Source organism: Flavobacterium sp. DSR2-3-3 (assembly GCF_049896585.1).
Taxonomy (GTDB): domain Bacteria; phylum Bacteroidota; class Bacteroidia; order Flavobacteriales; family Flavobacteriaceae; genus Flavobacterium.
The window spans coordinates 79,239-93,996 of sequence record NZ_JAFCUP010000009.1 but is presented as its reverse complement, the minus strand read 5'-3'; the positions used below and the strand labels follow the sequence as shown (position 1 = coordinate 93,996).

At 33.7% G+C, this 14,758-nt stretch carries 11 protein-coding genes; 9 read left to right on the top strand and 2 right to left on the bottom strand.

The features are described 5' to 3' along the window. Positions 1–53: 53 nt before the first annotated feature. From ACP7AQ_RS12680 to ACP7AQ_RS12640, 9 genes are all read left to right on the top strand, one after another. Positions 54–1,406: an alpha-1,2-fucosyltransferase gene (locus tag ACP7AQ_RS12680; RefSeq protein ID WP_426095704.1), complete on the top strand. Its 1,353-nt coding sequence runs from the start codon at positions 54–56 to the stop codon at positions 1,404–1,406. Positions 1,407–1,409: 3 nt separating this feature from the next. Further along, positions 1,410–2,549 carry a glycosyltransferase family 4 protein gene (locus ACP7AQ_RS12675; protein ID WP_426095703.1) on the top strand — a complete coding sequence of 380 codons (1,140 nt, stop codon included), beginning with the start codon at positions 1,410–1,412 and terminating at the stop codon, positions 2,547–2,549. Between the two features lie 2 nt (positions 2,550–2,551). Next, on the top strand, positions 2,552–4,093 hold the full coding sequence (locus ACP7AQ_RS12670) for a glycosyltransferase family 2 protein (RefSeq protein ID WP_426095702.1): 1,542 nt from the start codon (positions 2,552–2,554) through the stop codon (positions 4,091–4,093). Further along, entirely contained in the window at positions 4,045–5,082 is a 1,038-nt protein-coding gene (locus ACP7AQ_RS12665; protein WP_426095701.1) for a glycosyltransferase family 2 protein, read from the top strand. Before ACP7AQ_RS12670 ends, ACP7AQ_RS12665 begins: the two co-directional genes overlap by 49 nt. A gap of 91 nt (positions 5,083–5,173) precedes the next feature. After that, a complete protein-coding gene (locus ACP7AQ_RS12660) occupies positions 5,174–6,271 on the top strand; it encodes a glycosyltransferase family 4 protein (protein ID WP_426095700.1) in 1,098 nt (365 codons plus the stop codon). After that, a complete protein-coding gene (locus ACP7AQ_RS12655) occupies positions 6,268–7,392 on the top strand; it encodes a glycosyltransferase (protein WP_426095699.1) in 1,125 nt (374 codons plus the stop codon). The genes ACP7AQ_RS12660 and ACP7AQ_RS12655 overlap by 4 nt, the downstream gene beginning before the upstream one ends. Before the next feature lie 98 nt (positions 7,393–7,490). Next, the gene (locus tag ACP7AQ_RS12650; protein WP_426095698.1) at positions 7,491–8,591 is read left to right on the top strand and encodes a glycosyltransferase; all 1,101 of its coding nucleotides are present in this window, start codon (positions 7,491–7,493) and stop codon (positions 8,589–8,591) included. Beyond that, positions 8,588–9,940 (top strand): O-antigen ligase family protein, encoded by a 1,353-nt coding sequence (locus tag ACP7AQ_RS12645; protein WP_426095697.1) that lies wholly within the window; start codon positions 8,588–8,590, stop codon positions 9,938–9,940. Before ACP7AQ_RS12650 ends, ACP7AQ_RS12645 begins: the two co-directional genes overlap by 4 nt. Before the next feature lie 515 nt (positions 9,941–10,455). Beyond that, a complete protein-coding gene (locus ACP7AQ_RS12640) occupies positions 10,456–11,850 on the top strand; it encodes a sugar transferase (RefSeq protein WP_426095696.1) in 1,395 nt (464 codons plus the stop codon). A 238-nt stretch (positions 11,851–12,088) separates the two neighbouring features. Here ACP7AQ_RS12640 and ACP7AQ_RS12635 read toward each other — a convergent pair whose 3' ends face one another. Beyond that, positions 12,089–13,228 (bottom strand): DUF4105 domain-containing protein, encoded by a 1,140-nt coding sequence (locus ACP7AQ_RS12635; protein WP_426095695.1) that lies wholly within the window; start codon positions 13,226–13,228, stop codon positions 12,089–12,091. Between the two features lie 446 nt (positions 13,229–13,674). Continuing rightward, positions 13,675–14,661: a PorV/PorQ family protein gene (locus ACP7AQ_RS12630; protein ID WP_426095759.1), complete on the bottom strand. Its 987-nt coding sequence runs from the start codon at positions 14,659–14,661 to the stop codon at positions 13,675–13,677. Between the last annotated feature and the right edge of the window lie 97 nt (positions 14,662–14,758).

Sequence of the window (14,758 nt, the reverse complement as noted above, 5' to 3'; positions counted from 1 at the left end):
GTAAACCATTATTTTGAAAGATGTGTTACTTTAACAAAATTTAAATTTTTATAATGATTACTTTTTCAAAACTCGAAAAAAAAGGACATTTGGGAAATCAGTTATTTCAAATAGCGTCGACTATAGGTATCGCTGTTGGAAATGATCATGATTTTTGTTTTCCAAAATGGAGTCATAATCGTTTTTTTAAAAATGAACTGCCTGATTTGTCAAAACAAGAATTTAAAGCTTACAAAGAAGAACATTTTCATTATGAATCTAAAAAATTCGATTCCGAAAATTATGATTTAGAAGGCTGGTTCCAGTCCGAAAAATATTTTGATGAATACCGAACGAAACATTATTTTGAATTTAAAGCCAATTTAATTGAGAAATTGAAAAACGTTTATAAAGAGGCATTTTCTAAAAAAACTATACTGTTATCTATTCGAAGAGGTGATTTTGTGGATCATCCGGATTATTTTCAATTGCCAATTAATTATTACATTCTTGCGTTGCTACATAATTTTCCGGATTGGAATGAAAGGAATCTTATCGTATTAAGTGATGATATTGATTACTGTAAATTTCATTTTTCATTTCTGGATAATGCCTTTTTTGGTTCTCAACTTTCCGGTATAGAGCAGTTAGCTTTAGGGAGTTTGTGTGATGATTTTATTATTAGCAATTCAACTTTTTCTTGGTGGTGCGCCTGGTTAGGAGAAAAAGGGCACAGTACAGTTGTTCGACCTTTGCATTATTTTACAGCAGCGAAAAACAAAAAAGATAATGATAAAGACTACTTCCCGGAAAGATGGAAAATATTGAATCATTTAAATTTGAAAATTGATTTACAAAACACTGTTGTCGCTTTAAAAAGGGTGAATCCAATAGTGGAAGAATATTTGTCTCATTATTTTCATTTTGCAAACGAAAATCAACTGTTTTATTGCTCTAATTTTAAGGGAACTAATACTTTTAAGGAGAATTCGCTCTTACTAATAAATGATTGTATCATTCCACCATTTTGTATTTATAATGCAATTCAAAAAGAAGAAAATTCTGCTGGTTTTTTAAAAGGAGATTATTTAAATATTTCAAAATATTTAGATTATGACCTTTTTAAGAAACAGTTCGATTATGGATTGTTTGCTAAAATCCTAAATAAAAAAAAGGGTAAACATAACCCAAAAGAGTTATTGTTTGTTTTCTTTCCAAGAAATATAACCGAAAAAGAGATTTCATTTTTGAAGAATTTTCATAAAAGTGCACTAATTGAAGCGCTAGGGTATATTCTTTACTTTTCTTTTGCAGGTAAAATTAAAGGTTTTTTCGAGTGTAAATATTACCTTGCCGTCAAAAAAAGAAGCCTTATTGTTTTTATAAAAACAAGTGTCAAAAATATAATCAAACCTAAAAAGAATTAAAAAATGCACATTGGTTTCATAACATCACATTTTCCTTTTCATGATACTAAAAGCGTTGGGGGTATTGGTACCAGTATCAAAAATTTAAGTGACGAGTTAGTTGCTTTAGGTCACAGCGTTAGTGTTTTTGTTTACGGACAGGAGAAAGATGACAAATTTATTGAAGGAGGCATCACTTTAGTTACCATTAAGAACATAAAGATAAAAGGATTATCCTGGTTTTTGACAAGAAAAAAAATTCAAAGTACGATTCTTAAAGCGCATGAAATTTCTAAAATTGATATTGTTGAAACCCCTGATTGGGAAGGGATTTCTTCTTTTATCAATTTGTATTGTCCTGTTGTAATTCGATTGAATGGTTCCGATACTTATTTTTGTCATTTGGATAATCGTCCCGTAAAATGGATCAATAAATTTCATGAGAAAAGAGCATTAGCAAAAGCAGATGGGCATATCTCAGTTAGTCAGTATACTGCGGATGTAACGAATCAGCTTTTCCATATTAATAAAAAGTTTACTATAATTCCTAACGGTATTAACACTAATTCATTTAATACTAATGACACTTGTAATGATTCTAAAACCATTTTGTATTTTGGAGGGATTATCAGAAAAAAAGGAGTGTTAGAAATTCCTCATTATTTTAATCGAGTAATTGAAAAAATACCTGATGCTCAATTGATTTTGATAGGACAAGATATGTATGATAAATTAACCGGAAACGTATCTACTTTTCAAATGATGCAACAACTATTTTCTGACGAGGCTGGATTAAATGTGAAGTTCTTAGGAAGTGTGCCTTATCAGGAGATTAAAAAGTATATAGAAAAAGCTACCCTTTGTATTTTTCCTTCTTATGCCGAAGCACTGCCGGTGTCTTGGATAGAGGCAATGGCTATGGCTAAACCAGTTGTTGCTTCAAATATAGGCTGGTCTAAAGAAGTTATTGATGATGGGATTGATGGTTTTTTGGTAAATCCTGGCCAGCATACGGAATATGCTAATAAAATCATTCAATTTCTTCAAAATAAAGGCTTGCAAAAAGAATTAGGAATAGCAGCCAGAAAAAAGATAGAGCGAAAATTTAGTATGTCAATAGTTGCTCAACAGAGTTTATTATTTTATAAATCTTTAATAAACTAGTTTTGATAATCGTATATCATCAAAATGCAAAAATTATAGACGTTGTGTCTATCAATAATCAAAAAATTAAATTTGATTATAAATTGACTATTGCAGCAGGTTTGCATGTTTTAGCCCAGCAATTTCCTGATAAAAAAATACTCTGGTGTAGTTCAAATGTCAAAGAGCAACTGAATATAGAGGAAATACAAACCTTATTTCATCACAATAAAATGATGCTTTCTTACACGCCCAATAGTACTAATTATTTAGGGAGTAAAATTGGATATGTTGAGGAATCACCATTTATAAAAATCAATAAAAAAGTGTCTTATCCTACCTGGCAAATGAGTAGTTTGGTGGGTGTTGTTCATGCTTCGGTATTAATTGCTATAAAAGATAAGATAAAATTAGATTCCGATTTTGAGTATTACCTAAATTCGGTTGCCAAAGTTTGTATGCCTCTGGGATTACTATGTTATTCGGAGCCCAAACTTTTAATGAAAATGAGTGTTTTTGACGAACAAAGTGCCTCTGGTTACACTCTTTTTAAATTTGTAAAACAGCATTATAGGGGCAGATGGATTTTAATATTGTTATTAAATCTATTGATTTACGAAGGTAAGTTTCCACTTTTAGCTTGTCTCTATTCTGGATTTTTTAAAAACAGAAATGGAAAAAGAAATTATTTGGATGTCATTGCAGTCCAATCTTCATTAAAAGTGTTCGATGGAGAGACTATCGATGTTGTTATACCAACCATTGGCAGAAAAGAATATCTATATAATGTTTTATGTGATTTAAGAGAACAGACGCATTTGCCAAAAAATGTGATTATTATAGAGCAAAATCCTGTACCAGAAAGTAAATCTGAATTGGATTATTTGCATGATGAAAAGTGGCCTTTTGCAATAGATCATACTTTTACCCATCAGCCAGGAGCTTGTAATGCAAGGAATATTGCATTGAGTAAGGTAGAAAGTGAATGGGTTTTTTTAGCAGACGATGATGTTAGATTTAATAATGTATTTGTACATGAAACACTGAAACATATCAAAAATTATGGACTTAAAACAGTCTCAATAAATTGTTCTCATCAGAAAGAAATACAAACTTACACAAAGATTTTTCAGTGGGGGAGTTTTGGTTCAGGATGTAGTGTTGTCTTATCGAAAAGTTTAAAAAAATGTCAATTTAACTTGGGATTTGAATTTGGTTACGGTGAAGACAGCGATTTTGGAATGCAATTGCGTAACAATGGGGTAGATGTATTGTATTTGCCGAAGCCTACAATGTTGCATTTAAGAGCGCCAATCGGAGGGTTCAGAACTAAACCTAAACTAGCATGGGATGATGATGAAATAATGCCAAAACCTTCTCCTACTATAATTCTATTTAAATTGATGCATAATACCAAAGAGCAGTTGTCAGGCTATAAAACAATTTTATTTTTTAAGTATTATAAACATCAAAAACATAAAAATCCAATCCAATATTATAAGATGTTTCAAAAACAATGGAATCAAAGCCTATTTTGGGCAAATCAATTAATAAAGACATCATGAGGATTTCTTTGGTTATTTGCACCTATATGCGTCCTCACGCCTTGCTGCAATTATTGCAATCTGTTCAGTTGCAAACGGTATATCCTGATGAAATTTTAATAATTGACGGTTCGTCGAACAAAGAAACCGAGGCTGTTATTTTCGAAAATCAGTTTAGGAATCTTCATTATTTTTTAGTGCCTGAAAACGTTAGGGGTTTGACTAAACAAAGAAATTTTGGATTAGATAGAATATACCATACCAGTGCTATTGTTGCATTTTTGGATGATGACACGGAATTGATGCCAAATTATTTCGAAGAATTAATCAAAACGTTTGCGGATAATCAAGAAATCTCCGGTGTTGGAGGTGTTACGATTAATGAGAATTGTTGGAAATTGAAAGAACCCGATAAAAAATACGATCTTAATCGTTATTTTCAGTTTGAGGAATTTGTTTATAAAGAAGGGCAACGCAATGTAGTGCGTAATTATTTAGGATTGCATTCTAATGTAGGTCCGGCAAGAATGCCGGAGTATTCTCATGGTAAAACCTGTGGATTTCCCTTAAATGGAAAAACGTACGAAGTAGATTTACTAATAGGTATGTCATTTGCCTTTCGAAAAAGAGTATTTGATTCTATACGATTCTCCACTTATTTTGAAGGTTATGGTCTGTACGAAGATGCAGATTTTAGTATCCGGGCTTTACAGTTTGGCAAAAATGTCATCAATACAAAAGTGCAATTGAATCATTATCATCATCCTTCCGGAAGACCTAATAAATATCAATACGGGAAAATGGTGGTGCGAAATGGCTGGTATGTTTGGAGGACAAAAAATCCCAAGCCAGTATTTAAACATAAACTAAAATGGCATGCGATTACTTTGCTTTTGATTAGTATTCGATTCAGTAATACTTTAACCGGCAGTACCAAAAAAGAAGCCTTTACGGAAGCAGTGGGAAGGACTGTTGGTTGGTGGAGTTTGTGGTTTAGTAGACCAAAGTAATTTTTAGTTACACAATAGTTTTAAAAATATTAAGCAAAACTATAGCGTAAATTAATTTGTAGTAATGAAAGTGAATAACTAATAAATTTAAATGAAAACAATATTTATAGCCCATAATTATAGTGAGGTCTCTTTTTCGGCTATGAGTTATCATTTGGCAAACTATCTAGCTAAATTAGGACATCAGGTTGTTTTTATTTCCCATCATCCCTACTTATCAGAAAAAAAGATTGTCTTAAAAGGTGCAGGAAAAATTGTTGTTTTTTCTTGGCCTACAATAAAAAGACCTACTTCTTTACAAGATTTTTTTTGGTATTGTAAAATACATTTCAAATATAAACCGGATGTAATAATTGGACATTTTGTTGGAAGCAATATTACTATTTTCGGCTCAAAACTGTTGTCTTTTGGGACAGTAAAAACTTTTGATTATTATCATACCTTAACGGATCAACTTTTAACAGATTTGAAAAAGGTTACATGGACGCAAAAATTACTATTTTTCAGAAAAAAAGTCTTTTATAACTTGTTTTGTGATGTAATTGTATGTCCGTCTGATTTGGCCAAAAAAGATTTGGGTATATTTCATGGTATCGACAAAGGATCTGTAGTCTTGAATCCCATGGTGGATCGATTTAAAAATAAAAAAGCCCTCCCAAAAAATATCATTATTCTATCGTATTTGGGCAGATTGGATCCTTCAAAAGGAGTGATTGATTTAATTAAAGCTTATAAAGAATATAAGGAGAGGGTTGCGAATTCAAAAATTATTTTGAGAATTGCAGGAACTGGAAGCCAAGAAGTGAAAATTAAGGAATTGATTAAAAATATTTCAGGTATTTCGTACTTGGGTGGATTGGTGTATGGTGCTATTGATGATTATTTGAACGAGAGTCATTTTACCGTAATTCCATCAAAGTATGATGCTTTTAATGTTGTTGGAATTGAATCATTGATGAACCAAACTCCTCTGTTAATTTCTAAAACTACAGGTTTAGCGGATTATTTAACAGATGGAAAAGAATGTTTTAAATTTGATTCAAATATTGCATCAATGGTTTTATTATTTGAAAGAATCGAAAGCAATATTGATGTTCAAGAGCAAATGAGCAGAAATGCAAGAGCTACTTTTTTAGATAAATTTAGCATGGAAATCTATTGTAATATTTTTTCTAAACTTATTTTATGAAGTTTGTTATTATTACTCATGTTCCTCACATAAAAGAAGAGAAGAAATACTATGCTTATGCGCCCTATGTTCGTGAAATGAATATATGGGGTAAACATGTTGATGAACTTCTAATTGTAGCTCCCTTTTTTTCAGGTAAAGCAGGAATAATTGATAGTTATTACGAACATAAAAAAATACAATTTATTCCCGTTCCAAGTTTTGATTTATTATCATTAAAAGCTGTTTTACTTACTCTATTTAAACTTCCCTATTTACTTTGGATTATTTTTAAAGCGATGAAAAATGCGGATCACATTCATTTGCGTTGTCCCGGAAACATCGGGTTGTTGGGTTGTTTAGTTCAAATTTTATTTCCCAATACTCCCAAAACTGCCAAGTACGCCGGGAATTGGGATCCAAAATCAAAACAACCTTGGACATATCAATTGCAAAAATGGATATTAAGCAACCCCTTTTTGACCCGTAACATGCAGGTTTTGGTCTATGGGGAATGGGAGGGAAGTTCACAAAATATCAAACCTTTTTTTACTGCTACGTATTCGGAAAACGAAAAAATGGCACTAACACCAAAAGTATTACAGGGCGTAGTTGATTTTGTTTTTGTGGGTACTTTGGTCAAAGGGAAACAACCGCTGTTTGTCATTCAGTTGATTGAAAGATTGCATCAAAAGGGTTATTTGGTTCGTTTGCGCATGTATGGCGAGGGCGTTCAGCGGAAAATACAGGAGGATTATATTGCAGCCCATCAGCTCGAGTCCATTATTACTTTAGAAGGAAATCAATCCAAAACAATCGTACAAAAAGCCTATCAGGACAGTCATTTTGTAGTGTTGCCTTCTGAAAGTGAAGGATGGCCTAAAGTGATTGCCGAGGGGATGTTTTGGGGTTGCGTTCCTATTGCCACTTCTGTTTCGTGTGTGCCTTTTATGCTGGATTATGGGAAAAGAGGGCTTTTGCTGAAAATGGAGATAGAGCATGATAGTCGTTTGATAGAGGCTGTTTTGCAGGATCAAACGGATTTTAATCGTAAACGAATTAAAGCTTCGGACTGGTCGAGGAGTTATACGCTGGAGGTTTTTGAGCAGGCGATTGAGGGTTTAATTGTTGAGGAGGATTAACTGTTTAATTGTTTAAAATGGGTTAACTGTTTAATTGTTTAAGGTGGGTTAATTGTTTAAAGTTTGAGGAGATGCAGCGGAATTATTAAAGATGCAAAATGAAACAAAGTACTGACACAATAAGGATTGTTCAAATTATCGATTCACTTGATGCGGGCGGTGCAGAGCGTATGGCAGTCAGTTATGCTAATGCATTAGCCGAAACCATCGAGTTTTCCGGATTGGTGGTTACCCGTGCGGAAGGACCTTTGAAAGTTGAGGTAAGCAATTGCGTTTCGTATTTGTTTTTGAATAAAAAAAGTGTGGTTGATTTTGAAGCTGTTTACAGGCTGAGAAAGTTTGTGAAACAGCATCAGGTAGCTGTGGTTCATGCGCATAGCACCTCATTTTTTATAGCTTTTTTATTAAAATTAAGTTGTCCCACTTTGCACTTAGTCTGGCATGATCATTATGGGGATAGTGAATTTCTATTTAAAAGACCTTTGGGTGCTTTACGAATTACAACTCCGTTTTTTAGTGGTATTGTTGCTGTTAACCAAAAATTGAAAGTTTGGGCGGAGCAAAAATTAAATTTTAAGAATACCATTTACTTGCCTAATTTTCCATCAGAAGAAAATAACAGTACATCAGAGACCTTTTTGGAGGGGATTGCCGGAAAGCGGATTGTCTGTCTGGCTAATTTGAGATTGCAGAAAGATCATTTTTTATTATTGGACGTCGCTTGTAAATTGAAATTATCCCATCCTGAGTGGACCTTTCACTTGGTTGGAAAAGATTTTAATGATGATTATTCCCAGAAAATTAAGGATCTAATTGTAGCATTTGAGTTAAAAAAAAATGTGTTTCTTTACGGCAGCAAAAATGATATAGCCCATATATTGAAGCAATCGACCATAGGGATTCTCACGTCACAATCAGAGGGATTACCCGTGACACTTTTGGAGTACGGATGGTATCAAAAACCGGTAGTGGTTACTGGAGTCGGAGAAATACCCTCTTTAGTTTTACACGGCAAAAACGGTTTTATTATTGCGCCACAACAAGAGTCTTTATTTTATGAGGCTCTGGAGGAATTAATCGAAAGTGAATTGCTGCAATTGAAGTTTGGTCAAGCCCTTTACCGTACGGTAAGGGATCATAATTCAGAAACAGCCGTTATCGCACAGTATTTAAATTGGTTGCAAAATAGTTACAAATGAAAAAAGAAGATCAACCTTATCTCTATTTAGTTCTATTCCACGTAGTAATTGGTGCATTGGGCTTTTTGTTGCCTTTTACAGCAAAGATTTATGGGTATTCGATTTTTATTTACGGAGTTTATTACATAATAAAAAAACAAAATAGAAATAACGAAGCGTTGATTGCCGCGGCTTATGTTGTAGGAAGTGAAGTTTTTTTGAGGATGACCGGTGGTAATCCACTTTATGAGATTTCTAAGTATGGGGTGATGGTCTTTATTTTGATTGGGATGTATTACAGTGGTTTTTCTAAAGGTGCAGTGCCCTATTGGATTTTTCTATTGTTGTTGGTCCCAAGTGTTATTATTTCGACTTTCACATTGAATTTTGACACTAATATCCGGAAGGCTATTGCGTTTAATATTTCTGGTCCCGTTTGTTTGGGGCTTGCTTCCTTGTATACGTTCCGGCGTAAAATTGCTTTAGCAGAAATCAACAATGTCTTGTTAAGTATGGGATTGCCTATTATCACTTGTATGGTGTACCTCACTTTTTACACTCCCAATGTTCAGGATGTTGTAACCGGAACACAATCTAATTTTCAAACTTCCGGGGGGTATGGACCCAATCAGGTGGCCACGATTCTAGGTTTGGGAATGTTTATTTTTTTTTCCAGAGTAATATTGGATTCTAAAACAAAATTTCAAGTGATACTTAATTTGATTATTGCCTTAAATATTACCTACCGTGGGATGTTGACATTTTCCAGAGGTGGAATGATAACGGGTTTCTTAATGATCGTTCTGTTGCTGGTATTTTTGTATTTTAAATCTAATTTTGGCGGAAGAGTTAAGTTAAATTATATTATTGTTTTATTAATGGGAGCCATGATCGCAACATGGTCTTACACCTCATTTCAAACAGGCGGTCTTATTGACAAACGGTATGCAAATCAAGATGCTGCCGGAAGGGTTAAAAAAAGTCAATTTACTGGTAGAGAAGAAGTTGCCCAAAACGAGATAAATACATTTTTAAAGAACCCTATTTTTGGGGTAGGAGTTGGAAAAGGGGCTGAAGTTCGTGAGGAGGAAACTGGAATTAAAGTGTTATCGCATGATGAAATTACGCGGATGTTAGCGGAACATGGCTCCTTGGGTATAATAGCATTGTTGCTTTTGTTTTTTACGCCGCTGGTTTTGTATTTAGAGAATAAGTTCAATATGTTTTTGTTGTGTTTTGTTGCTTTTTGGTTTTTGACGATTAATCACGCTGCCATGCGTACCGCCGCACCTGCTTTTGTGTATTCTTTATCTCTGTTGAATGTGCAGTTGGGATTTCCCAAGAAAAAGAGTATTGTAGAAGGAGAGTAGAGAATATAGATGAAAGTGAATATTGAATTAAGAAATACTTGCTAAATGTTTTCATTTTATCCTAGTCCTAAATGGAGCCTATAATTAGTGTGATTGCGGAATGTTTTCGTTTTACCCCAGCCCTAAGGGAGCCGAGAATTAAGGACGTTCTTCAATTAGGATATCGTTGTGTTTCTTTTTTCCTCCCATTAGGGTTGGGGAAGGAAAAAGAAAATAGGATTTGTTTTAATTTTCGTTTTACTCTAGCCCTAAAGGTCGTCGAAAATTCATAACTAACTTTTTAAATGATACATTATAGATTTTAAATTATTTTTTTGCATGAAAGATTAGATCGGTTAATGTTTGTAAACCTTATTTTTATGCATTTTGACGGATTTTTTGTAGCATTTCATTGTCAATTTTCTGCAATTAAAAAATTTATTAGGTTAAAAAGTAAGTTTTGTTAAAAAAATTAATATATCATAATTTTAATTTGATACAAAAGCACTAAATTGCGTTAAAACCCCAATACACAAATGTTTTCATTTGACAAAATGCATTTTGAAATATCAGAGCGAAAGATGATTCTTCGGCTTTTTGATGTTCTGTTCGTTTTGACGGCTTTGTACGTTACCGGAAACGTATTTGCTTTTGATTATTTTACGGTATCTGCCACAAATTATTATTGGGTTATCGTTTTGGCAATTTACATTAATGTATTTGGTACTATTTTCGAAATGTACAATCTTCAGGTGGCCAGCAATCAATATCAAGTGTTGAAAAGTACTCTCATTACGGTTTCGACCACCGTTTTAGTGTATTTGATGACACCCTTTTTTTCCCCGCAATTGCCTTCCAACCGACTCCAAATTTTATTGTTTTTTCTGGTCATTTTTCTGGCATTGTTCATCTGGAGAATGATGTATGTTGCTTTTTTAGCCTCCAACCGATTTTTTCAGAAAGCCATATTAATTTGTGATCAGGAACAGGTCCAAGAGCTCATTTTAGGCCTAGAAAATATTGATCCGCATTATAAAATAATTGGTTTTGTTAATACGGATGCCAATGAAGAGGAAATGGAAGAATATCATTATGTACAACACATCAAAAGAGATCATTTATTTTCTTTTGTTAAGGAAAATGGGATTTCTGAAATTGTTATTGCTTCCCAAAAAACGGAGGGGATCACTCCTGAGTTGTACCAGCAATTGCTGCATTTATTAGAGTCTGGAAATATTATTCGAGAATACACCCAGGTTTACGAAAGTAAAACGCAACGTATTCCAGTACAGTATATGTCTCGCGATTTTTATCGCTTTTTCCCCTTCAGTCGAAGCAATCAAAATAAATTATACCGATTGACCATGCGTATTTTTGAGATTGCCATTTCTTTGTCCGGTCTTATTATAGGTGCGTTTTTGTTTCCATTGATACTGGTGGGAAATGCTATCGGGAATAGGGGAGGTCTATTTTATTCGCAAGAGCGTGTGGGCAAAGACGGGGCTGTTTTTAAAATTTTGAAATTCCGCACGATGGTAAAAAATGCCGAATCTAATGGTGCTGTTTTTACCGCTACAAATGATTCCAGAGTGACAATGTTTGGAAAATTTTTACGTAAAACCAGAATGGATGAATTTCCTCAGTTTATTAATATTTTAAAAGGTGATATGGCTGTTATTGGGCCGCGTCCGGAACGTCCTGTTTTTGTAAAAGAAATTGCTGAAATAATGCCTTTTTATGAGACGAGACACATTATTAAACCGGGTCTTACCGGTTGGGCGCAAGTCAATTATTCGTACGGGGAAACCATTGATGATAGTTTAATCAAGCTGCAATATGACCTGTATTACATCAAGCACCGCAGTATTTATCTGGATTTGAATATTGCTTTTAAAACGATAACTACCGTATTGTTTTATAGGGGCCAGTAGCTATTATTATTATTATTATTAATATTTATTTTGGAGTTCAGTGTTGTTGGTTTTTTACTATGGATTTAAACGAATTAAATTCAAAATGGTGATTTATTTTAGGACTATTTGTACAGACTACAAAATAATTATTTCAGTCATGAAGTACACGAATTCATACATTAAAAAAAATTAGCGAATTAGCGGTTGAATACAGCTCGTTAAAAGGAATTCTACTAAAAGTATTAAAAACGTTTGCTTAGATGATGATAGGAATGCGTTTCTTATTTTGAATAGCCATTCGCACTAAAACAACTCCGCTGCAAACTACCAGTGGCAATACTAACACCAAATGTGCTTTGTTGATTATAAAAAAGAAATAAACTACTAATAATAGTATATTGAACAGCGCCAAATTATAAATTCCCTTTTTGTTTTTTGTCCAATAAAAATAAAGTAATCCTAATAATGATGGGTTGAAAAGTAGAATATTGTAGTTGTATCCTAATTCTAGATGTAACGAATAAAACCCAACAATAGCAAAGAATATTCCAAGTATAGCCATGATGCAGAGGTAGAACAAATCGATGCTTTTCTTGTTTATAAAAACGATGAAACTTAGCAGTATAAAATACGTGAAGGGATTATTCCACCAAGACATAGGAACTTCATTTTTGAATTCGATTATGGTTTTGTTTTGCTTTGCCAACGGTTGGTTTTGAAAAGAAACTTTTTTCAGGCTTTTCTGCAATTCAAACGGGAGAAATATTTTGCTTCCTGATTGATCTACTTTTTTACCAAAAATAATACTGGTTCCTAATTTTTCATAAAAATGACCGTCAAAATACGGGTATAATATAGTTCTGTAGGTGATATCAGTATCGGTATTTTTTACAATAGCAACAGTGTCCAGTGTTTTATTGATGATGTCAACCACCATCGAAGTGCAGTTTTTGTCGATAAATTTATAGGTGTAATGACTTTCACCAGATGCCAAAGAAGTATTCAGGTTGTCAAATATTTTTTGTTTTAAATTGAGAGGAATATTCAGTTCCTGCTCATAAACGGATCTTTTTTCATACTGATATTGATTGATAAAATCAGGATAGGAATGTACTACAGCAAAATATTGCAAGTTTCCTTTTATGAATTTCATCACGAAATTTGGTGTGTTGAAGTCAAAAGCGCCATAATTATACACATCATCAATAGCGTTGGTTGTATCCAGTACTCGAATTGCCGTGTGTCCAAAAAGGGAATAGGATTCATTGCCTGTTCCACAAGTGATTACGCTGACGATGGTGTTTTTTGATAATTGAATGTTTTGTCCGAAACTTAAATGTACCGTTAGAAATAAGAATAAGAGTAATACTATTTTTTTGAAAGAAGATGTATGCATTTAAGGGAATGTTATGATACGGATTACGGATGGCACAGATTAAACTGATTTACGATTCCATTGATTTAATTTGTCTGACAAAGATACCTAAAGAAAACCCGTTGGGTGTAATTATTTAAAATTAAGAACTCCGAAAAGAATTTATAAATAAACACATAGATTCATAGAAAAAAAGAGTAAAATAGCCCAATTCTAATGTAACAAAGCTGTGTTTTACTGTAGTAGGGTGAAACGTCTTAATAGAAATACATAAAAACTATTTTTTTATCCGTTAAAAAAGAAGATTGAATTATACCCAACGAGTTTACAGAAAGTAAAAATCCGCATAAAATTTTTTGTTACACCAGAAACTGTTGTAATTGAAACGGTTGATTGCAACTTGGTAACAACTTCGAAAAAACTGTTATAAATTCAATTTTGTATTTTAATTTAAGTGTTCTTCTAAATTAATTTCTAAACAGTCCCAAATCTACTTTTACCGAAAAAATATTCGAATATAAGGTAGCACTTTGATTGCCTAAATCAGTCAGCGCATAATCAATCTGGATGCCTTTGTATTTAAATCCCAAACCGATATTGGGTTGGAAACCTACTTTTTCTGTACTGTCCAATTGTTGTACATTCTGAAAATTCCCCACTCCGGCACGAACAAAAACTAAATCAGTATATCCAAATTCCAATCCCAAAGCCGGGTCGATACTCACAAAATCAGTTGCAATTACGTCATTGGTTCTGGCAAAGCGCATGTTCACATTGGCTGCAGCCTGAATGCTGTAATCATACCGGATAATAAATTTTTTGGCAATTCCCAGTTGTGCTTTTGGAGCCGTAATCTCGGTACTTTCCGGTAATTCCTGATTTTCTCCGGGTATCGCATTTGCAATTTTCTGATACTCGTCCTCGTCAATATTCCAAACATTATAGGTAGTAGTAATATCGCGAAGCATCAGTCCAAATTGCCAGTCATTTTTTTCGAATTGTAATCCAACGTCAAAACCAAATCCCCAAGAACTGGCAAATTTCCCAATAATGCGTCGGATGATTTTCGCATTCACGCCATATTGAAATCCGGGAACTGGTAATTTTCGCGCATAAGAAAAAGTGAAGCCATAATCAGAAGTTGAAAACAAACTGATTCGGTTGTAGTCAATATTGCCTTGGCTGTCGATTAGTTCTGTAGTATTCAAAATGTCATCTACCCCAAAACGGATTAATGAAATTCCCCAAGCGCTGCGATCATCTATAGGACTGGCATAGGCCAAGTAATCGTATTGGGCAATATTCGCAAAATAATTTGCGTGCATTAATGATACCTGATGGTCTTGCAGACGGATGAGACCGGCAGGATTCCAATATCCTGAATTGACATCATTGGTCGAAGCCACGACAGTATTTGACATACCTAATGCTGCAGCATCCACGCCGATATTCATGAACTCATTCGAGTATTTCCTACCAACCTGACTGTGCATCAGGGTACTTATCAGAAGGATTGCTGCTAAAAAGTTTTTTTTCAAGGGTGTCATTTTT

What these genes read in the sequence shown, in the direction of transcription:
- ACP7AQ_RS12640 (WP_426095696.1), top strand. Translation starts at nt 10,456, where the DNA reads ATGTTTTCATTTGACAAAATGCATTTTGAAATATCAGAGCGAAAGATG.
- ACP7AQ_RS12630 (WP_426095759.1), bottom strand. Translation starts at nt 14,661, where the DNA reads ATGAATATCGGCGTGGATGCTGCAGCATTAGGTATGTCAAATACTGTC.
- ACP7AQ_RS12680 (WP_426095704.1), top strand. Translation starts at nt 54, where the DNA reads ATGATTACTTTTTCAAAACTCGAAAAAAAAGGACATTTGGGAAATCAG.
- ACP7AQ_RS12650 (WP_426095698.1), top strand. Translation starts at nt 7,491, where the DNA reads ATGAAACAAAGTACTGACACAATAAGGATTGTTCAAATTATCGATTCA.
- ACP7AQ_RS12660 (WP_426095700.1), top strand. Translation starts at nt 5,174, where the DNA reads ATGAAAACAATATTTATAGCCCATAATTATAGTGAGGTCTCTTTTTCG.
- ACP7AQ_RS12655 (WP_426095699.1), top strand. Translation starts at nt 6,268, where the DNA reads ATGAAGTTTGTTATTATTACTCATGTTCCTCACATAAAAGAAGAGAAG.
- ACP7AQ_RS12665 (WP_426095701.1), top strand. Translation starts at nt 4,045, where the DNA reads ATGGAATCAAAGCCTATTTTGGGCAAATCAATTAATAAAGACATCATG.
- ACP7AQ_RS12635 (WP_426095695.1), bottom strand. Translation starts at nt 13,228, where the DNA reads ATGCATACATCTTCTTTCAAAAAAATAGTATTACTCTTATTCTTATTT.
- ACP7AQ_RS12675 (WP_426095703.1), top strand. Translation starts at nt 1,410, where the DNA reads ATGCACATTGGTTTCATAACATCACATTTTCCTTTTCATGATACTAAA.
- ACP7AQ_RS12645 (WP_426095697.1), top strand. Translation starts at nt 8,588, where the DNA reads ATGAAAAAAGAAGATCAACCTTATCTCTATTTAGTTCTATTCCACGTA.